We start from the raw sequence: 22,053 nt of genomic DNA, 5'->3' as shown, positions 1-22,053 counted from the left end.
GAAAAAAAGAGAATATTTTTTATGTTTCTTTGTTAAAAACTTTTTAAAAAAACCACTTTTGAGTAAGTGGTTTTGAATTTATTTACTAAAACTACAAACAATTAAATTATTAATAATTATTTTTTAATTAAGTTGTTGGAGTAGCCGGTGCTGGCGGAGTTGGTGTAGGACTATCTTTTTTGAATCCTGTTAGTTTGTATCAGTATTCAAGCGTTACATCATCTTGTTTTGCATGCACTAGTACGTATAAAATTCCTTCTTTGTCATTAGCAATAAATGCTTTAACAGCTGGGGCAGAAGTAGTTTCTTCTTTATTATCTTGTACTTCAACAGTTCAACTATTTTGTGTTTCTGTTACAGTATATTTTTCATCAAATTTTGCTTTTGTAGTAAGTGATGAAGCTAGTGTTCCAACTTTATTAAATGTTGGTGTTAGAGTTTTTTCTGATGGGTCAGTTAATTTTAATTTAGTTCCAACTACTTCAACTAATGTTCCGGAATTTAATAAACTATCAACTTTTGTAAATACTTTTGAATCACTATTTGTTTCTAAAACAAATTCATAAGTTTTTCCAGTTTCTAATTTTTTATCTAATTCCGAAATTACAAAGAATGCTTCATTTGTTGTTGGCACTGTAAAAGTAACTGAATTTTGAATTTCATATGAATCTTTTAACTCATTAGATTTTGAATCTGTTTTATCTTTTCATTTTAAAGTAACTTCTTTGCCTTTTAAATCAGCAAAATCTTTTAATGCAAATTGCACCGCTATTGTAGTAGTTGCTAGGGCAGTTGTTGTTGGTGCTGCTGGGCTTGTTTCTTGAGGATTAGCTCCTTTTGCAAGTGCAAATAATTTAACAGCATTTTTAAATGTTGTTGCACTAAATGCAGGATCAACAAATAAATTAGTTGATGTTGTAGTAGATGAAGCATTAGTATCTTCAGCTTTAATTTCAAAACTATATTTTCTTCCTGGTTGTAATTTTTCAAGCACAACAGGAACAATTGAATTAGTTCCTAAAACAACATCTTTGTTTTGAACGTTAATTTCTACTGTTTTAGTTGCTGTGGTTGGTTTTGTACCATCAGTTCCATGTTCATAAACTTCTAATTTTAATTTAACCCCTACATAAGTATCTAAACCACTAATTAAAACTCTTAGACGGGTTGCTGATAAATCACCAACTGTTCCCCGAATTTCTCCTCTAGTTGTAAAACTACCATTATTTTCTAATAAAGGTTGATCTAAACCACTAACAAATGCTTGGAATACATATTGAGTGTTTGGTTTTAAATTAGCGAAATTAAAACTTTGTGTAGTTGTATCATCATCAGCAGTAATTTTAACTGGTTGTGTAGTAACTACTCCTTCACCTTTAAAGTTAGCTTCACCTGATGTTGGAGCTGGAACAGCTTTTAAAACAAGCGATTTTTCTTTGTATTGTTTTAATTTTAATAAATCAAACTTAGCGGTTTTAGCAAGAACAAACTCTGTACCTTTTTTCAATGCTACTTTAGATTTAGTTTCAAATCATTTTCGTTCCGCTGCTGCATCTTGGAAAGTTTGTAATAAAGTTACATGATCTGTATCACCATTAACATCTACAAACACTTCATATCAATATTTGGTGTTTGGTGTTAAATCAGTTAATTGGTAATTTAAACTAGTTCCGGTAATAACTTCAGTTTTTTTCAATTCTACATCTTTAACTTCATTTTCATTTCAGAATTGCGTACGGTATTTAATAACAAGTTTTTTACCAATGAATTTTCCTAATTGAGTAAATTCAAATAAGGCACCAGTATCTGAAGTAGTTTCTACTTTTAATTTTGGCACATCTGTATTACTTAATAAATTAACATTTAGTTGTTCAGGATTTTTAGGTGTCATTAATGGTGTTGCATATTCTGCATCAGATTCAGCAAAAACATTAAATGTATATTCTTTAGAAGTTGCATCATCTAAACCATAAATCAATACATCAAGAGTTTCACCTGTTACTTGTGATTTATTAAATTTTCAATATTTAACAACATTATTTTTAAAATCAGTATCTGTTTTTTTTCTAACTACAAAAATGTATTGATCATCCTTAACTTTTGGTAATTTATCAGCATTACCTAAAGTTACTTTAAAAGCTGAAGTAAATGACTCTGTTTGATTTGTTAAAACTTCTAATTGTTTTTCGGTTGTTAGCACACCCATTTCACTAACAGGCTGTGAACCATTAAACAATTGATAAGCATAGTTTTTATTTGGATACAATCCAGTTAGCATTACACCTAATGATTTTGTATCGGTAACATCTTTAGGAACCGCTAATTCAGTTGCTCCCGTTGAAGTTTGGGTTGGTAATGCTGCTTTTTCTTCGTCTGAAACAGTTGCATTAGGTATTTCTCATCATTTTAAAATTAAATTTTGATTTGGAAAAGTATTTAATTTAGTTCCTGCCACAAAAGCAGATACTTGTCCTAATTCTGATTGAGTTAATGTCACAAAAGCTTTAGTTGTGACTTTTACATTTTGATCTAATAAGGTAACTGCTGTATTAACATTTCATACTAAATTAACTTCATATTCAGTTTTTGGTTCTACACCAAAAACAGGTGCTTGAAATTTATCTTTTGATTCAGAAATTCCTTGATTTAAAAATGTTCACGCTTCTGTTCCCGCTTTACGATAAGCCACTGAAACATCTTTTAAATAAAGTGGTTTAGCACTAGTAACTTCTAATAAGAATGAAGTTGGGTTAGTGTAATTATCAATTGGCCGCATGAAAATTGCACTATCAGATGTTGCTGAAGATGCCTTTAATAATTCAAAATCCTTAGTAGGGGTAGGTGTTGCTGATGCTGCGGCAGTTGCATCTGCAGCTGGTGGTGTTGGTTCAACATAATCAGGATTTGCAATGAAAACTTTTAATTCATATTCTGTTCCTGGTTCTACATGCTTGTCATCTTCAAACTTTTCAAAAACTAATTGTTGAGTTTGGTTGGCAACCGGAGTAAATTTACCTTCAGCAACTTTCACCGCTGAAGTTGCACTACTTTTTTGTGTTAATGTATAGTGTAATTCTTTACCAATATAAGTATTTAATTCCGATAAATTAAACAATACTTTAGTGCTTGTTGCTAAATTTTGTTGTTGAATTTTGTAATTTGATCTAAAAGTAATTTCTTCTGAAATTGGTGCAAAATCTGTGTTTTTTAAAAATAAAGCCGCTTTATATAAGGTTCCTTCTTTTAAACCTTCTATTTCCTGATCAGTTACTTCGTAAGTATCTGCTGCTCCATCTACACCCGCTTTGAAAGTAACACTAATCTCTTTTTCTTTTGTTGCAGTTTGTTTTCAGTTTAAAACTTCTTCTGGCGAAACAACTTCAAATACACGTAATTTTAATTGATTAGTTGGGGTTGTAGATGGGGTTGTGTCATCTTGACGGTACAACGGTTTTCAAACTTCAGCATTTTGAGAAGCTTTAAATTTTAAAACAACTTTAGCTTGTCCATCTACTCCTAAATTTTTTGGCGTAATTGAAAAATCTTCTTTGGTTAATCCAATTAAAGTTTTAAATTCTTTTAAATGGCTATCCTTAATCACTACCGTTGTTCCATTAGGCGCAAAAATTTGTACTTTGTAATCAGTATTTGGAGTTAATCCTAAAAACAAAGCAGTATATCCATCTGCTGGTGTGCTTGCAGTAGCTCCACTAGTTGAGGTTGCAGCGGCTCATTCAACCGGCATAATTGCTTTTGTTCAATCGTTTTGTGATTTAGGTAATATCTTTACAACAAATTTTGCAGCGTCACTATAATCTTTTAAACCTTCAAAAGTAATTTTTGTAGCACGTGCTTCGACTACTGGTTGTGATTGTGCTCAAACTGTTAACTTGTCTTCTAGGTTGTAGCTCATTTTTACAAGAGCATTAGTTTTAAAACCTAAATCTTTTGTTCGATTAATACGTCCATCAGTAAATAATGGGTATTTGTTATCTTCGTCATCAATTGAATAAAAAGCATATTTATAATTGCTATTTGGTTTTAAATCTTGCAATAAAATTTCAAATTCATCACCTTCAGAAGGTACAGTTGCATTTATAAATTGAGCTTTTTTAGCATCAAAAATCGTTGAATCAGTATCAACTTTTTGATAACCTAATTTTAATTTTGTTCCACCTTTGTTAGCGATGCCTTTTAAAGTAACGATAGCATTATCATAATATCCAACTGCTGTTGGCTCTTGATAATCAGTTGCTAATGTAGTTAAAAATGGTGGGTTAGCTAAATCTAACAATGGCACTACACCATTGTTATCAAAAATCATGTAGTAATAAACTTTGTTAGGTTGCATTTTTGCAGTTGGAATAAAGTCAAAGCTCGAAGTTGGATTAGCTTGATCGGTATTTTGTGGTGGTGTACCAAATGTTGCTACATAGAAAGTGTTTTGAAATTGCTCAAATGCTCTTTCGGGTTGAAATTGATCCGCAGGCACAGCTTTAATATGTAATGTTCTTCCTAGGTAACTGTATAAACCTGAAACAGTAATTCTTGCTCCACCTAATTTATTTTCTGAAACAACAGAAGGTTTAAATGGGGTTAAAAAACGCGATTCAAAAACAGTTGTTGTAGCTGTTTGTGATGTTGATCCAGCTGCTTCAATCTTGTATTCATAAACAACATTTGAAGTTAAATTACGTAAAACAAATGACACATCAGTTGCTATATCAGAATCAGCCACATAAGTTGTAATTGATTTATATTGATCTCCTGTTGCATTTGCATTTTTATACTTTAAAGTTAAATTACGTCCTGATAATTCATTTGGAATTGAAAAAGTAAGTCTAGCAATCTCCGGAGCTAAAACTGACTGTGGCTGTTGGTAATATACTTTTGTGGTTTTTGCTAAGTTATTATATTCAACTAAACCAGCTTCTCTTTTTTCTTCCGCTGCTTTTAATTGATCTAAACGATTTTTTCTTAAAAATGAACCACCAATGATTGCTCCAGCCATCGCCACTGATAACAACGCTATCGAACCACCACCAAGACCAACTAGTAATTTTTTATTATTCATTTGATTCTCCTTAAAGATTTCTCTTTTTTAATAATTTTTGTTTCTAACAAAGTAATAAATATTTTTATTTAAATTTTATGCAATTATACCAATTTTTATTATTTAAATTGTTATGTTGATCTCAATGGTATTAGCTTCTGCTTTGTGTTAATGTAGTAAAATCACCTTTAGTAATTTCTATTTTAGTATCAAATCTAGTTAAACGGTATTCATATTCAGTTCCTGCTGATAAATTAGTTACTAATTTTCATTCGAAAATATCTTGCGAAGATGAAAGATCAAAGGGACCTACAACCATATTTCAATTATCATTATTATTAGCTAATTTACGACGGTATTCTAATTGTAGTTTTACACCAGGAATGCCAGCATATGTTGTAATATTTTTGATTTTAAATTGTACATTGTTTACACCTGCAATAGCACTAACAACTGGTTTATCACTTGCGAATGCTAAATCAGTACCTTTAGCTACTTCTTTATTTTCTTTAGCACCATCTGCTGTTGCGGTTTCTTCAAAAAGGGTGTATGCATAATTGTTATCGCTTCCAAATTTAAAATCAGGAATTGTAAAAGTTGCTTCGCCATTTTTGCTTGAATTTGATACGATGTCTGCTGGTTTTTTATTATCATCTAATGTTGAAACTAATTCATATTTTAAAGTATAAGTTTTTTCATTTGCTAAACCCTTGAAAGTAACTTTAACATTAAAGCTATTTGGGATTGGTTGAAAACTAAAAGGATACTTAGGATTAACAGGAGTTACACCCTTAATTTCTTTAATTTCATTTAATTTACCAATATGGTATGAATTTGGATCAGTTTTTACTGCATTAGCCGCTTTGTTATTTGAAATTGCTACAGAAGTACCGATAATACCACCAACAAGACCAAGTGTTGCTATAGTTCCTAAGGAAACCAATAATAGAGATTTTTTAGTCATAATCTACTCCTTAAAGTTTTGTTAAAACTTTTTTAAAAACATAAAAGTGCTCGAAAGAAATTCCAAGCTTTTCTTCTAAAAAGACTTAGAAACATTTTGTTAATTTTTACATCACTAAAAAATTAACAACAAAAAATGTTTGTAACTTTTGCATAATCTTTTATAAAAAAATTTAATAAAAATATTTTTTAAAAAATTATACCAAAAATATTTTAAATAACTTAAAAAAATAACAAGTTCTAACAAAGAAAAACTTTTCTAATTTACAGCTTTTTTAAAGTTTTTTTGCTAAAAATTGAAGTTTTTTGAGATTTTATAACACTTGAAAATTACTGGCATTTTTAGTTATGAAAATTCCTAAAATAAAAAAACAAGCATTAAACTTGTTTTTTTATTGATAAATAATTTTGTATAGAAAATTATGAAGTTGTAGTTGCTGGTGCTGGTGTAGTAGAAGTTTCTTTTTTCATACCTGTTAGTGGCATGATAAGTAAAATTGGTTTAGAACTACTTGAATCAGTCTCTGAAGTTGAAGCTGTAGGTACCATTTTTAACATATAAATTAATGTTCCCGCATTATCATCAGCTACAAAAACTCCACCTTCTTCTTTTGAAGCAAACGACACTGTGTAGCCATCAACTGTAAAATTATTAAGAATTTCTTCTAATTTAGTTTTATCTGTAATATATGAAGGTAATATTTCATTTAATGTTTTACCACTTTTTACTTCTCCACCTTTTACATCTAATGTTTTGTTAACAATTTTAGTATAAGGTGAAGGGTTACCTAGTAAATTAGCATCTTTGCTATTATTTCTTAATAAATATACTCAATAATCGCCTGATTCACCAATTTTCATATTTTCCGGCAATTTAAAATTAGTTTCTGTGAAATCAGAAGGAATTGTAAAATCAATTTTTCCAAATGTACTATCAATTTGATTTAATTCTGATTTTGTTGTACCAACTTTGTAATACATAGTTAAAGGAACATTTTTTAAAGCTGCTAAACTTTCGCCAGATAAGATTAGTTCTACTCCATCAAGTGAATTAGTAGATGCAGCATGGAATGCCACAGCTATGTTTTTCTCTGTTTTTCCTTCTAGTTGTTTTGAACTTAAGTTTACCGAAGCTAAATCAGTATCTTTTAAGCTTACCTTAACTCTGTATTTTGTATTAGGATCTAAGCCTGTAAATAATACTGGTACATTATAGTTACTTTTTGCATTTGTATTAGCTTGAATTGTCAATGTCTCTTTTTTATCTGCGACAGCTGTTCAACTAGTTGTGCCTGATGTTGTAGTTTCTTTTTCTAATTCAACAACAAGTGTTTTGCCAGCGTATTGATGAGCATTTTCTAATAATAAGTTTCATGTTGTATTAGTTAGATATTTAGTTACAACATTAAGTGAAGGTAATGTTTTAAATTCTCCAGCTTCGACTAATAAGGGTTCATCTGAGCCTTCTAAAAATAGTTGGAATAAATAATCTGTACTTGGTTTTAAACTATTATCTGTCGTTGTTGAACCGCTAGTTGTGTTTAATGTAAATTCTTTTAATGTATTATCTGTAACATCAACTTTAGCCGATACTACTGAACCATCATTTGATTTTCAATTAATTTGATCCGCTCCAGCAGGTTTAGGAAAGGCTTTAACATAAAATTTTTGTGAAGTAGTAGATGATGTTCTGCCTGGGAATCTAAATTTCATTTTAGCTTCTGTAGTAGCCACCTTAACTGTTTCTGGTGCCAATCTTGGATTTGCCATTGTTGTAAATTGGTGCACACCAGGTTTTGAAGCAGATGAAATAAATTTATTTGATTCTAAATCGGTTGAAGTTGCATCACCTAATAATTTAACTTTATCTTTGTTACCATCAACATCAACATAAATTTCATAGAATCATGTTTGTGTATCAGCACGATTTTTGTCCAATGGCCCTAAATTACTTAGTGCAAATTTTACAAAAATTTCGGTTGCTACTGCTGCAGTTGCTGGGGCAGTTCCACTTGATGTTCCTGTTCCAGTTGATGATGTCGATGTTCCGGCTGCTGTTGGTGCTGGTGCCGGTGTTGGCATTTCTGTTGGAACAGTAAATTCAAACTCTCTTTGATTTGTTCATTGTCAGAAGTTTGGACGGTATTTAAATACTAATTTTTGTCCTTTGAAATCTGCTAATTTAGAAACTTTAATTGTTGCTGTTGCATGTCCAACGGCAACAACTGATACTTCAGGAAGTTCTGTTGCTTCTAATGTTTTAAACTTACGTGCTCCCGAAACTGTTAATGAAGTTGTAATTAATGGATTTGTATTTCTAGTATCTGATTTTTTAAATAATTGTACAACGTAGTCAGTATTTTTTTCCAATCCTGAAACTAATAATTGTTGTTCATTTTTATTATCAACAACTTTAAAAGCAAATTCTTTAAGGTTTGCTGAATTAGAAGTTGGTGAAAAGTTATCTGTAGTTCCTTTAGCAACTACCACTTTTAATTCTGATTCTTTATTCTCAATTGTTTGTAAATCAGTAAAGAAGATGTTAGCTGCATTTAAATATCTATTAATTTTAGCAACTTTTACTTGTGGTAATGTTTCTTGTAATTGCAAGACAGACACAGCATGATTACCATCAAATAATTGTACAACATATGTTTCTTGGGGATCAATATTAGTTACAACAACAGGATCTGCAACTGTTATATCATTTTCAGTTTTAATTGTTAATGTTTTAGTAAATAAAACTTCTGAACTATTTGTTGGTAAATTGTTTTTTAAAGCATCTTTTTTGTCAGTTGCTTTTCATACTTTTACTGTTAATGTTTTTGCTTTATATTCATTAATTTCAGCAAAATTAATTGTGAACCCACGTTGTTGAGGCTCTGATGTTGTTACAACCACATTATTTTTAGTTGTTGCAAACACACTTTCTGCTAAGACGTGTTGTGGTGCGCCTTCTAAGGCAACATTAAATTCATATTCTTTAACAGGTGTTAATTTGTTAACAATAAAATTTGTAGTACTTGCAGATACTGTTTGTGAATTTGGTGAAACTATTCAAGCATCTGTTGAACCTTTTGGTCGATACACAACAACTAATTTTAAACTAGTTTCTAGTAATGTTGAAGTTGCTGGCACTGTTACTGTTAATGATGTTGGGTAAACACTTGTTGCCGGGATTGATAAAGCACCAAATGCATTTGCTTTAGTTGTAAATGTTCCATTGTTAATAACAACTTCTTGATCACCTTGAATCATTACAATATCATATTTATAACTTGTTGAAGGTTTTAATAATGAAGAACCTTCACCAAGTGTTGCAGTAACAATACCATCCTCAGCTACTGTTCCGCTTCCAAATACTGTTGGAGCAACATCAGCTTGGGCTGCAGATTCTTTAACTGCAACTCTATATTTTAAGCCAGCATATGATTTAAGAGCATTTGTATATAAAATTGCTTTTTTATCTAATGGAGCTACAGTTGTAGTTACATCTTCTCTTGATAATAAGAATTCTGGGGTTACAAGATTTGAAGCAATCTTATTAGGTCCCACAAAAATTGCATATTCATATTTTTTATTTGCTGACAATGTTAATGTAAAAGCTTTTTCTAATGCAAATGTTCCATCAGTTTTTTTAATAATTTTAGTTGTTACAGTTTGAAAATCTGAACTTGAATGATCTGTAAAATTAATAAATTGTGGGACACTTTTCCCTTCAGCATCAGTACTATCAGCTTTAGCTTCACCATAACGGAATTCAATTGAATTTCCACTATTTTCAATATAGTATTGTGCTAAGTCTGCTGATTTAATATCAACTGTTGCTGTTGTTTTACCATCATTACCTAAAGGAACATTAATATTTAAACTTGATTTTGTAAATCCAGCTTTAGTTGTAAATCTTTGATCTCCATTAAATAATGCCAAGGCAGTTGTATCCACTGGTGCTGGTGTAGTTCCTGCAACAGAAGTTGTTGTCGATGTTGTGGCTGGAGTTCAAAATAATTGGTAAGTATAAGTTGTATTAGCTTTTAAATTTTTAATTGTTGAAGCAGCAAAAGCTTCACCTTGTTCAACATTAACTGCTACTTCATCAGTTATATCTTTTCAAGGTGTTGTATCGCTTTGTGGTTTATATTTTAATTTTAAATCAGTTAATGTATATTCACTAACATCAGAAATTTTAATGTGGGCAGCATGAGCCTCTAAACCTGGATTTGGTAACCCTTCAACAACCGACTCTACAACTGGTTGTGCTTTAGTTTTGAATCATACTGGTTCAGCCAAAAATGGATCAGTTAGTTCTTTGTCTAATAAAGCATAAATTTGTAGTTTATAGTTTTGATTTGGTTCTAAATTATTTAATACTAATGTAAGATCAGCTTTTTGAGGATCTTCAAAGGTTGGAACTTGAATTTCTTTTTTAAAATTTGCTAGCAATCCATTTGTTAAAAAGATTGTGTCTTTGTTATCCAAAGGAGCATAAACAACTACAAGTTTTTTGCCTTGATATGGTAGCAAGTTTTGTAAATTAATCTCAGCTTCTCTAGTTTTAACTCTACTTGCAGTTGTTATAACATTATTTACTTTTGTTGTGAATGTAACTGGACTAGCAATAACTGGTAATAATCCGTTTTTATCTAAAAGCATTAATGAATATTCGGTATTATCTTTTAAAACACCTTCACCTACAGGTTTGAATCAAAGATTTTTAATTTCATCTTCACCCTCTTTAACATTTAATTTTTGTAAAAGTAAAGAATCTTTAAAAGCTAACATCCCTTTTGTTAAGTATTCAGATCTTTCAACCGCTCTTAATTCTAATGAACGAGATTGATAATCATTTAATTTACTAATATTTACATTAGCACCACGGTATACACCTTCAGCACTTAACTCAGGTAATGTTTCAGTTTTAAATTGTGAAAAGTAAATAATTTGATCAGCTTGTGGTGCAGAATTATCCATTAATTGGTATTGGTAAATTTCATTGCTTGATGGTAAATTTTTAATTAAAAATGATACTTTTGTTGTTCCGATATTGGTTGCAGCTTTTTGAGTTGTTAAAACAATGCTTTGTGGTTTTTTAATGTCGAATTCTTGGTAGAAAAGTGTAAGTGTTTTTCCGGTTAACTCATTTGGAATATTAAAAACAATTTTTACTTCTTGAGGTGATGTATAAGAAAGATTTTCATCAACTGAAACACCTGATTTTGCTGAAATTTTTTCAGATTCAAGTAAGTTAACACTTGCTTTTCTTCCGTCTTTTAGCGCTTGTAATTGTCTTTCTAAAATATCATTACGTAAAGCTTCCGCCCCTAATAACGAACCTACAACCGCTACACCTGTAAGAGTTAAACCGGCAATACCTAAAAGTATTTTCTTATCTTTTAAATTACTCATAAATTTCTCCTTGTATTTAGTAAAACCTTATATAGTTTAAAATTAAACAACAATATTTTGCTTAATTATTTAACTAATGGTAAGGTTTTAAATTCTCCCGCAAAAATTGTTCTATCATTACTTACAAATTGATACTCATATTCGACATTTGGTGATAAATTATTTAATTTAATAGTTAAATCATTATCGCCGCCATTTGCATTATATAAACCTTTGAACTTTTGGATTGGATTTCTTGCATATTTTGCTTCTGGGTTCAAGATGTTTTTAACTCTATAAATAATGCTAAAACCTGCCATGAAGTCCCCGCCAAAACCATTTTCTAAGCCGCTAAATTTTAATGAAACATCATTCATACCAATATTAATTTCTTTCAAATATACTCCAGCAGGTGTTCTTAATTTACCATTTGAAATTGTTGTTTCATTACCATTTGCAGAAACACCAACTACAGCATACTCAATTTCACTATCTGCTTGCAATGAATTTAATGTTACTTCTGCTTTTCCATTATTAACTTTGACCTTTGCGGTTCTGAGACTACCTGAACGAACAAAAACTTGATTATAAGCAGTTAAGTCTTTTAACTGAAATGTAGCTGAATTTGCAGTTATTTTATTGATTTTATCAACAGATGCTGGGTAGTTAACTGGCACTTTAGTAAATTCTAATGAAGGTTTATTAACTTCAACAGCAACACCTTGATTATAGGCTTTGTTGTTTTTATCAATAACCGCAGAAGTTACACCAATTGCAGCAACCAGCAATGAACTAACTACAATCCCGCCAAGTAATAGCAGTTTTGATTTTTTAGTCATTTCTTTCTCCTTTGACTAGGTTATATATATTTTGAATTTATTACTATAAATTCAATAAATGTTTTGCTAATTTAAATATTTAAAAATTCATTTTTAAATTAAGCACTATGAATTGTGCTTTGCACTCTAATTAAGTTCTAATTAATTAAATTATAAATATCCTAAATAAATTAAATTGATGAAAATGCTGCAAAAATAATTAGGATAACTAAAAGAACTAGTAATGCAAAAACTACCATTGCCCCAATTAGTGTGTATTTTTCTTGCTTTTCTGATTCAAAAAATCCAGGTGCCAATTCTCTAACTGCAGTTGGTTCTTCTTTTTCAACTACAACTAACTCTTCTTCAGCAAATAAGTTGTCTGCTTCATCTAGGTCTTTAGTTAAAATTTCATCTGTTTTTGTCATTGACTCTGAAGCTTTTTTAGGTTGAATTTTAACAATTTCAATTTCATCTGTATTTTCGTATTTTGAATCTTGAGATGTTTTAATCAAACTAACAAATCTTCCATGTTGTCTAAATCATACGATTGCATCAATTTTTAAATTTTTGATATGTCTAATAGCTTCTCTTTGTGTTTTAAATTTTAAAACTTTTTTGTCTTTTGCTTCTTTTAAGTTGTATTCTAATTTATTTGTTTCTGGATTTACAACTTCTGAACAATAAAATTTTCTTGCTGCCATGCTTTCTCCTTAATGTTGAAATAAAATATAAATTAAATATTTTAAAAATGAAATTTAAATTTTTAAGCGAAACAATATTAATCGAATTTATGTTTCTTAGTTAATATAAACTACAAAAATATTTTTTATGAATTTTTCAAGTGCTAATTATTATTTTCAAAATTAATTTGTTATTTAAATTGTGAATAAGCCCATAAAAAATGTAAAAATTAAACAAAAATACTTTTGTAAAAAGAATTATAGCAAAAAACAAACAAAAAAACAGCAACTGATTACAGAATTTAAACAAAAGAAATTCAGAAATTACAGAAAATAACTTTAAATAGTTATTTTTTTAATAAAAAAAAGCATTTTTTTTCAAAAAATAACTGCTTTTTTACAGCTTTTTACAGTATTTTTTACAGAAATTAAATTTTCTGTAAAATTTCTGTAATTTTTTCTAAAAAAACAGTAAATTTTTTACAAAATTTATAGTTTTAAGTAAGCAAATAGCATTAAATTTTAATTTGCAATATTGATTAATCAAAAAATCGGCGTTTTAAGTAAAATTTTTTTATTTCTAACTAATTAGGACTTAATTTAAATGTTTTCTGTTACTTTTCTGAGTTTAATTAATCAATGGTTTAAACATGACTTAGTTTTTTTAATTCCTTTTTTCTTTTCTAACAAAATTACTAGTTCCGATAATGAAGTAAAAGGGTTTTCTTTTTTTAAAGCATAAAACTCCAATTGCTCTTTTTTAAATAAATGTTCTAATTTATGTTTTTTAACTAAATTAAAATTTTCAATATGAAACTGTGAAGCCTCTACTAAACGTTCTTGGTTACGAAAATCAAGCGATCATTGACGATTACTAGAATTGCTAATATCACGGTGAATTTTTTCATCTTCAAATTTATAGAATGATTTTATAGCTCCAATCGATTTCAAAAAATCAGAAATACTTTCAGCTTTTTTTAAATATAAAACAAAGCGATCATCACGTTTGATTACATTAAATTTAAAATGCTTTTGTAATTTAGTTTGCATTAAATTTACAATCGATTCATATCAAGTGCTAATTTGTAAATGATATGAGGCTGAATAAAGTGGAACAATTGAACCGCTACCAACAAATACTCCAGCAAAAAAATAACGTGGTAAGGTAATCGCCTTATCAAGGTCTAGGTACTGAAAAGCAATTGAAAATCAATTTTTATTTTTTCCATGATTATTAAATGGAATTTTAGCTTTATGAAAAAATTGTTTTAGTAATGTTGAAATTTGTGCATCACTAATTCGTAAAATAATAGAGTCTTCATTTTGAAAATGAGAATTAGCAAAAATTACACCTTTTAAAAATTCTTGCAATTCTGAATTTGACATTTTATTTTTTAAAACTTCTAATTTAATTTCATGTGCAAATGAAACATTATAATTTTTAGTTTCCATAGTTTTATTATTTTACAACTTATTAACTTGTTTTTATTACTTTCATAGTATTAGTTAAATTTGAATCACAAATAATAAATAATGCAAAAATCATTTTAACAATTAACCAATGCAATAAATTTAAAAAAATAATGTTTTAAATATTTAAAAAAATGGTAAAATTATTTGAACATAAATGTCTTGAATAATTCAAAAGAGTTGCGGTGCAACTCTTTTCCATTATTTAAAGTAAATTTAAAATAAGGATTTCCTTAAAAGAGGTGTGTATTGAATATTGAACAACGTTTAAAAGCTCAATTTTCTGAAATTAACAAAGTATTTTTTGAAAAAGAATTAGGACAAGATTTTTTGAGGATTGAAGTTAATTTAACTTCAATGGATGCTGTTGAATCAGTTACAAGATTAATCTCAGATTTTTTGGATCAAAATTACGAAACTGACAAACAATATTTTTTAGATGTTTATTCCCATGGTTCTTCACCACAATTTAGCTTTACAGAGGCTCATAAATTTTTAGAACGCAAAATTTTAGTTACCTTGTACACTAAAATTGATCAGCAACAGCAGTTGGTTGGTGTTTTGAAAAGTGTAACAGCTAATGAATTAAGTCTTGTATTAAATTACAAAGGCAGACTGAAAATTTATTCCATCCCAATAACAAATATTCAAAATTTAGAAATTTATACAGATTTATAATAAATAATTATTAAGGAGTTAAATATGAGTACAACTAAAAAAGAAATTAACAGCGATAATATCAATCAAATTATTTTTTCTAGCATGGAAGATATTGCTAGAATTCGAAAAATTGATTACAAATTAGTTGAAGAAATTTTTACCAACGCTATTATTAAAGCATTTCATAAAAAAATTGATGCTGATGCTGAAATTGTTGTTAAAATTGATCACGATGCTAAGGTTTTTAAATTATTTAACGAAAATGCAATTGTAGTAACTGATGAAGAATATCAAGAACAAGATCCATTACTAGCCAATGTTTTAGTTGGTGAAACAGTTGCGAAAGAAATTGATCCCAAATTACAAGAAGGTGATGTTTTTGTAAAAGAATTTACATTGAATTCATTACCAGGATCGATTCATAACGTTATTTCACAAACTTTTAAGCAAAAAATTGTTGAAATTGTACGTCAATCAGTTTATGACAAATACTTACCATTAAAAGGTGAAATTGTTCGAGCTAAATATATTTCTCACAATCGTAATGGGTATATTTTCGAATTAGAAGATGGTGCAATTGGAGTAATGCCTAGCCAATTAACTAACCGTAATTTAGAACCTAAATTAAACAAATGAATTGATGTCTACATTGAAGATGTGGTATTAGAAACTCGTGATGCTCAAATTATTTTGTCTAATTCATCAATTTATTTATTAAAAAAGGCCTTAGAACGTTCAATCCCTGAAATTTCTACTGGCGAAATTGAAGTAATGGGTGTTGCTCGAATTCCTGGAGTACGTTCAAAAGCAGCAGTGCGTTTAGCTGAAAATTCTGATAGCGGAATTCAAGAATTGGGTTCAATTATTGGAAAAGAAGGAAAACGAATTGCTACAATTCAAGAAGCATTAAATGGTGAAAGAATTGATATTTTCCGTTGAAGTGATGACTTATATGAATATATTGCTGAATCTTTATCGCCAGCTAAAGTAGTTTCTATTAATTTCAATAAAAGCGTTCGCGGAAAAGAAAGTTATATAGTTGTAGTTCCCAATATTCAAAATACAGTTGCAATTGGTAAAAAGGGAATTAATGCTTCATTAGCTTCAGAGCTAACAAAAGTACGTTTAGATATTATTTCGGTTGATCAAGCGAATGAAAAAGGAATTGAGATTTTATGAAATGGAAATGTAACCCCTGAAGAAGTCGCTAAAATCGAAGCAGGAGAAAGATGAAGCTACCGCTCACAAAATCAACAAAAACCAGAACAAACTGATAACACTAACAAAACAACTAATAACTTTAAAAATTGAAATGCTAATATCGATTTATCAGAATTTGATGATGAAATTGCCGATTACCGAATTAATGTTGAATCAAATGAGCAAGTTGAAGATGAAAATGCTAGTGTAGTTGAATTTGATCAAAATGTAATTGATGTTGATAAAATTATTGAAGATCATCTAAATGAAGTTGCAGCAGAAGAAGCGGAAAAAATTAATGCATCTCATGTTGAAACTACAACAATCACTGCTGATGATGAAAAAATTATTAAAAAAGTTGCTAATGATATTAAAAACTTTAAATTCGATAATGATTTAGCTTCTTATGCTGGTTTAAATGATTTAGAAATTGATGATGAAGACTGAGATTAAGACATCACCTAAAGTAATAACTCGAAAATGCATTGTTACTAACGAAATCAAACCAACAACACAAATGTTGCGGTTTGTCAGACTTGCAAATGGAGCAATTCACTTTGATGTTGAGCACCAAATTTTAGGACGCGGCGCCTATGTTACCAATGAACTCCAAGTCTTAGAAAAATTGTTTCAAAAAAAATTATTAAATCGGGCATTTAAGCAAAAAATTGATCACGAAGTTTATCTAGAATTAAAAGAAGAGGTGTACAAATGGCTAAAAACAAAAGTAGAAAATGAGATGTAAATGAAATTAAATCACAACTTACTTCTGTTAAAACAGAATTAAAAAACGGAGTATTTATTTTCTCAAAGCAAATGACAATTTCCGAAGTAGCGCAAAAAATGAATAAATCAGCTTCTGAAATTGTGGGGCATTTTTTTAAACGAGGCAAAATGTTTAATTTAAACCACACTCTAGGCGAAGAAGAAATTGCTGAATTATGTTTAGAATTTGGCTATGACTTTCAAAAAGAAAATGAAATTAATGCTGCTAATTTTATGGAAAAAATTGTCATTGTTGATGACAAAAAAGATTTAGAGTGACGTCCACCAATTATTACTATCATGGGACATGTTGACCATGGTAAAACTAGTTTATTAGATAAAATTCGTAAATCAAACGTTGCTAGCTCTGAAGCCGGCGGAATAACGCAACATACTGGAGCTTACCAAGTAAGTCACAAAAATAAATTAATTACATTTTTAGACACTCCAGGGCATGAAGCCTTTACTGGTATGCGAGCACGAGGAGCTAAAATTACTGATATTATTATTTTAGTAGTTGCAGCAGATGATGGTGTAATGCCCCAAACGATTGAAGCAATTAATCATGCCAAAGCTGCTGAAGTGCCTGTGATTGTATTTGTAAACAAAATGGATAAAGTTAATAAAGATCCTGAACGGGTAAAATCTGATTTATCTGGATATGACATCGTTAGTGAAGAATGAGGAGGTGATATCCAATTTGTTTATGGTTCTGCTTTAACTGGTAAAGGAATTGAAGATTTATTAACTGCAATTACTTTGCAAGCTGAAATGATGGAATTAAAAGCTAACAAAAATCGTTATCCAATCGGCTTTGTAATTGAAGCTAAAATGGACAAAGGGCGTGGAGCATTGGCGACAATTATCGTTCAAAACGGAACATTATATGAGCGTGACTTTATTGTTGCTGGTTCAAAATATGGAAAAATTCGAACTATGGAATCAACTACTGGACAGCGTGTTGAAAAAGCTGAGCCAGGAACTCCGGTTGTAATTACAGGGTTAAATTATTTACCTGAAGCTGGAGATAAGTTTTTTGGATTTTTAGATGAAAAATTTGCAAAAGAATTAGCTGAAGAAAAAGCTTTCCAAGATAAACAAGATGTATTAAAATTAAAAAATAGTTTTCAAACAGAAAGTGATGTTAAAGTAATTAACATTATCATTAAAGCTGATGTTTCGGGAGTAAGTGAAGCAATTAAAAATTCACTATCTAAATTACAAAACGAAGATGCTGTTGTTAATGTAATTCACTCATCACCCGGAGAAGTTTCTAAAGCTGATATTTTATTAGCTTCAGCTTCAAATGCCATTATTTATAGTTTTAACTTAAAAGTTTCTGATTCAATTATGCAATTTGCTAAAGAACAAAAAGTTGATGTACGAAGCTACAATATTATTTACAAAATTATTGAAGAAATTGAAGCGATGATTAAAGGCATGAAAGCTCCAAAATACGAAAGCAAATTAATTGGTGAAGCAACTGTATTACAAGTATTTTTTTACTCTAAAGTTGGAAATATTGCTGGATGCGTTGTTAACAGTGGTTTGGTGCGTTCAAAATGTAGTGTACAAGTTTTTAGAAAAAATAAGAAAATTCACGAAGGTAAGCTAGATTCATTAAAAATACAAAAAAATGATGTTGCCGAAGTTAAAAATGGACATGAATTCGGATGCCACATCCGCAAATTTAATGATGTTGAACCGGATGATGTTTTGAAATTTTTTGAAGAAGTTTTAGTTGAAGGATAGGATCAAAATATGAATTCAATCACCCATGCAAAATTAGAACAACGTTTATTAATCTTGCTAGCTAAAATCATCTCTGAAGATGTTCAAAATGTTAACATTACTCCAACAACTGTAGTAGATGTTAAATTAACTCGCGATGGTTCAATTGCTACTGTGTATGTTTCATTTTTATCACATGAATCTCGTTCATTAGAATATTTAATTCGAAGCAAAGGGTTTATTCGTTCAGAATTATCTAAATATTGAGACAAACGCAAAACTCCTAACTTAATTTTTAAAATTGATGAAGTTGCTAAACAAACTGAAAAACTTGAAAAGATTTTTCAAAAAATTAAAGAAGAAGAAAATTAATTCCATTAATTTGTTAGTTTAAATTTCAAAACTTAATAATTGTTTTGAAATTTTTTTATAATTTTACATAATTATGTTAAATTATTTTTTAGGAGAATAAATAATGCAAAATAATAAAAAACAAAATGTTTGATTAAAACGGATTTTTTGAATTATGTTTTTATTAGCAATTAATGCTGCAGGAGGTTATTTAATTTATCACTTTATAGCCAAACAACAAGCAAAGCCAGTAGTTAAAGATCCTTATAAACCACTTCCTAATGCAGTAAATAATAATAATAATAATAATAATAATAATTCAAATATCCCGGTTAATGAAATCAAACCCATTCGGATTGGACATTGAAATGTTTTAAATTTAGGGGATAAAACAGAACCAAAACAAATTGCTAAATATAACGCCATTGCCAATATCATTAAATATGAAAAAATAAATTTAATTGGCTTAACTGAAATTCAAAAACCTAGTGGTGTAAGTCAAATTTTAAATATACTAAATAAAAATAATGCCAATCAAGATTGAGAAGCGATAGTTAGCGCCAAATCAACATCAATAACAGGAACTAAAAATCAAGCTGAGCATGTGGCAATTTTATATCAAAAATCTTTATTAGAACCTATTCCTTTTGATAATTACACAACTATTGGATTATTTTATGAGAATAACCGCTGAATTAATCCCTTTATTCATAATCAAGTAATCGATTATGTCCGCCCACCATTTGGAGTGAAATTTAAAATTATTGCCAATGGCGAGGATTTTACAGTTGTTTATAGTCATAACGATTCACCAGGATCCAAACTAGGCAAAGCATATGATATTGCCGCAGGGAAATTAGGTTTTCCAGGACAAGGTTTACAAGAAGTTAATGAAGCTTTACACTTAAAAGAAGTGATGGAATGATTCGATCAAATAGATGGTGCCAACGAAGAATTATTTTATATGGGTGATACTAATATTAAATTAGGTAATGAAGCAAAAGCTTTTGCGCCCCTAATTAGTTCAGGTTATACATCATTGTTCCCTGAAAGTGAAGCAAATAAAACCACCTTATCAGGTCGTGAAAAAACATATGCTTCACCTTATGATAAAATGTTTTACAAAGGACAATTACCAACTCAAAATGCTCAAAAAGGCGACATTTTTGAATTTGTTAAAAATCCAAATTTAGTTGATTTAACACAAATTACCAGTGCGAGAAATATTTCTGATCATACTTTAACTTTTGTTGATTTAATTCCACAAAAATAATTTTGAGCTTGCTAAATTTTTTAGCAAGTTTTTTTATTTTTAACTTTAAAAAGCTTTAAGTTTTAAAAAATACAGCAAAAATTAAATTTTTATTAATTTTATTGCCATTTTAAAAATATATTTAAAAGTTTAAATTTATAATTTGATTAAAGTATAAAAAATAAATAAAAAGGGGGGGGAGAGGTATAGTGACAAAAAAACAAAAAATTAAATATTTAGCAATTAGCGGGCTTGGCGCAATTGCGATTTTTTCTGGTGCAATTGGTTATTTTATTCATCAGAGCAATAATCAATCGCAAAGTAAGAATATTGAAAAAGAAATTGCTAGTGAAAATCAATTGCAAAATGAGGGAAATTCATCTTCGCTTGATTCAGATGATAAAGATACCAAAAAAATGCAAAGGCAATTAGATGCTTTAGACTTAAAAATCTATCAGCAACGAAAGGAATTGGATTATTTAAATCATAAAATTGATCAACTAGAAAGAAATCAATTATTAGGAATCTATTCTACATCTACACAATCATTAACAAATTCAGTACCAAAATCAAAAGAGTTAAACTTAAGTAAGAAAAAACCAACCAAATCTCAAAAAGATAGTTTAAATGAATCTTTAGCAACTGAAACAAAACCAAAAGAAGTAATCACTAATAAAACAACTAAAACACCAACTCAAATTAATGACACTTCTGACGCAACATTGGCGCTGATTAGAATTGGGCATTGAAATGTTTTAAATTTAAGTGATAAAACAGCACCACGAAATTTAGCCAAATATAGTGCAATTGGTAATATCATAAAAAATCAAAAAATGAATTTAATTGGACTGACTGAAGTACAAAAAAATGGTGGAGTTCAAAGAATTTTGGGAATTTTAAATCAAAATCTAGATACACCCGATTGAGAAGCTATTGTTAGTGAAAAATCTACTACAAAAACTGGCTCTGTAGGACAAAGTGAACGAGTTGCAATTTTATATCAAAAATCATTGTTAGAACCAATTCCTTTCGATAATTATGCAACAGCTGGGTTATTTTATGAAAATAATCAATGACAAAACCCATTTATTCCTGGTCAAGAAATTGATTACATACGCCCACCATTTGGAGTGAAATTTAAAATTATTGCCAATGGCGAAGATTTTACAGTTGTTTACAGCCATAGTGATGCTCCCGGACCACATCGAAAAGGACGGGCTTATGATATTGATGCAACTGAACATGGATTTCCAGGACAAGGTTTACAAGAAGTTAATGAAGCTTTACACTTAAAAGAAGTAATGGAATGATTCGATCAAATAGATGGCGACAACGAAGAATTATTTTATATGGGTGATACTAATATTAAATTAGGCAATGAAGCTAAAGCTTTTGCTCCCCTAATTAGTTCAGGTTATACATCATTGTTTCCTGAAAGTGAAGCAAATAAAACTACCTTATCAGGTCATGAAAAAGCATATGCTTCACCTTATGACAAAATGTTTTACAAAGGACAATTGCCAACTCAAAATGCTCAAAAAGGTGATATTTTTGAACTTTTTAAAGATCCAAATTTAGTTGATAGTGGTCAAATTACTAAAATTAGAGAACATATTTCTGATCATACTTTTACTTTTGTTGACTTAATTTCTCAAAAATAATTTTTAACTTGCTAAAAGATTTAGCAAGTTTTTTTTTTTTTTTTTATCAAAAGATTAAAAA

At 29.4% G+C, this 22,053-nt stretch carries 13 protein-coding genes; 7 read left to right on the top strand and 6 right to left on the bottom strand.

Annotated features, from left to right (window positions below; genetic code table 4):
* Positions 1-127: 127 nt before the first annotated feature.
* From ACW95P_RS03000 to whiA, 6 genes are all read right to left on the bottom strand, one after another.
* A complete protein-coding gene (locus tag ACW95P_RS03000) occupies positions 128-5,074 on the bottom strand; it encodes a hypothetical protein (protein ID WP_457961756.1) in 4,947 nt (1,648 codons plus the stop codon).
* Between the two features lie 130 nt (positions 5,075-5,204).
* Complete coding sequence (locus ACW95P_RS02995; protein ID WP_457961755.1) at positions 5,205-6,017, bottom strand: hypothetical protein; 813 nt, start codon at positions 6,015-6,017, stop codon at positions 5,205-5,207.
* Between the two features lie 419 nt (positions 6,018-6,436).
* Positions 6,437-11,422 (bottom strand): fibronectin type III domain-containing protein, encoded by a 4,986-nt coding sequence (locus ACW95P_RS02990; protein ID WP_457961754.1) that lies wholly within the window; start codon positions 11,420-11,422, stop codon positions 6,437-6,439.
* A 65-nt stretch (positions 11,423-11,487) separates the two neighbouring features.
* Entirely contained in the window at positions 11,488-12,240 is a 753-nt protein-coding gene (locus ACW95P_RS02985) for a hypothetical protein (RefSeq protein WP_457961753.1), read from the bottom strand.
* Between the two features lie 170 nt (positions 12,241-12,410).
* On the bottom strand, positions 12,411-12,923 hold the full coding sequence (locus ACW95P_RS02980; protein ID WP_457961752.1) for a hypothetical protein: 513 nt from the start codon (positions 12,921-12,923) through the stop codon (positions 12,411-12,413).
* Positions 12,924-13,502: 579 nt separating this feature from the next.
* Positions 13,503-14,354 carry a DNA-binding protein WhiA gene (gene whiA / locus ACW95P_RS02975; RefSeq protein ID WP_457961751.1) on the bottom strand — a complete coding sequence of 284 codons (852 nt, stop codon included), beginning with the start codon at positions 14,352-14,354 and terminating at the stop codon, positions 13,503-13,505.
* Positions 14,355-14,621: 267 nt separating this feature from the next.
* Between whiA and ACW95P_RS02970 the strand changes: the two genes are divergently transcribed.
* The 7 genes from ACW95P_RS02970 to ACW95P_RS02940 all read left to right on the top strand — a co-directional run bounded on the left by ACW95P_RS02970 (position 14,622) and on the right by ACW95P_RS02940 (position 21,992).
* Positions 14,622-15,050 (top strand): LSm family protein, encoded by a 429-nt coding sequence (locus ACW95P_RS02970; protein WP_457961750.1) that lies wholly within the window; start codon positions 14,622-14,624, stop codon positions 15,048-15,050.
* 24 nt (positions 15,051-15,074) lie between these two features.
* Positions 15,075-16,685, top strand: a complete 1,611-nt coding sequence (gene nusA, locus ACW95P_RS02965; protein WP_457961749.1) for a transcription termination/antitermination protein NusA — start codon at positions 15,075-15,077, stop codon at positions 16,683-16,685.
* Positions 16,669-16,977, top strand: a complete 309-nt coding sequence (locus ACW95P_RS02960; RefSeq protein ID WP_457961748.1) for a YlxR family protein — start codon at positions 16,669-16,671, stop codon at positions 16,975-16,977. The genes nusA and ACW95P_RS02960 overlap by 17 nt, the downstream gene beginning before the upstream one ends.
* A complete protein-coding gene (gene infB, locus ACW95P_RS02955; RefSeq protein ID WP_457961747.1) occupies positions 16,944-18,749 on the top strand; it encodes a translation initiation factor IF-2 in 1,806 nt (601 codons plus the stop codon). The genes ACW95P_RS02960 and infB overlap by 34 nt, the downstream gene beginning before the upstream one ends.
* Before the next feature lie 9 nt (positions 18,750-18,758).
* On the top strand, positions 18,759-19,100 hold the full coding sequence (gene rbfA, locus ACW95P_RS02950; protein WP_457961746.1) for a 30S ribosome-binding factor RbfA: 342 nt from the start codon (positions 18,759-18,761) through the stop codon (positions 19,098-19,100).
* A 103-nt stretch (positions 19,101-19,203) separates the two neighbouring features.
* A complete protein-coding gene (locus ACW95P_RS02945) occupies positions 19,204-20,352 on the top strand; it encodes an endonuclease/exonuclease/phosphatase family protein (RefSeq protein ID WP_457961745.1) in 1,149 nt (382 codons plus the stop codon).
* A gap of 188 nt (positions 20,353-20,540) precedes the next feature.
* Positions 20,541-21,992 carry an endonuclease/exonuclease/phosphatase family protein gene (locus ACW95P_RS02940; protein ID WP_457961744.1) on the top strand — a complete coding sequence of 484 codons (1,452 nt, stop codon included), beginning with the start codon at positions 20,541-20,543 and terminating at the stop codon, positions 21,990-21,992.
* Positions 21,993-22,053 lie beyond the last annotated feature (61 nt).

Source organism: Mycoplasma pogonae (assembly GCF_054170725.1).
Note: the sequence above shows the minus strand (reverse complement) of the source record. Positions and strands in the feature narration are given on the sequence as shown.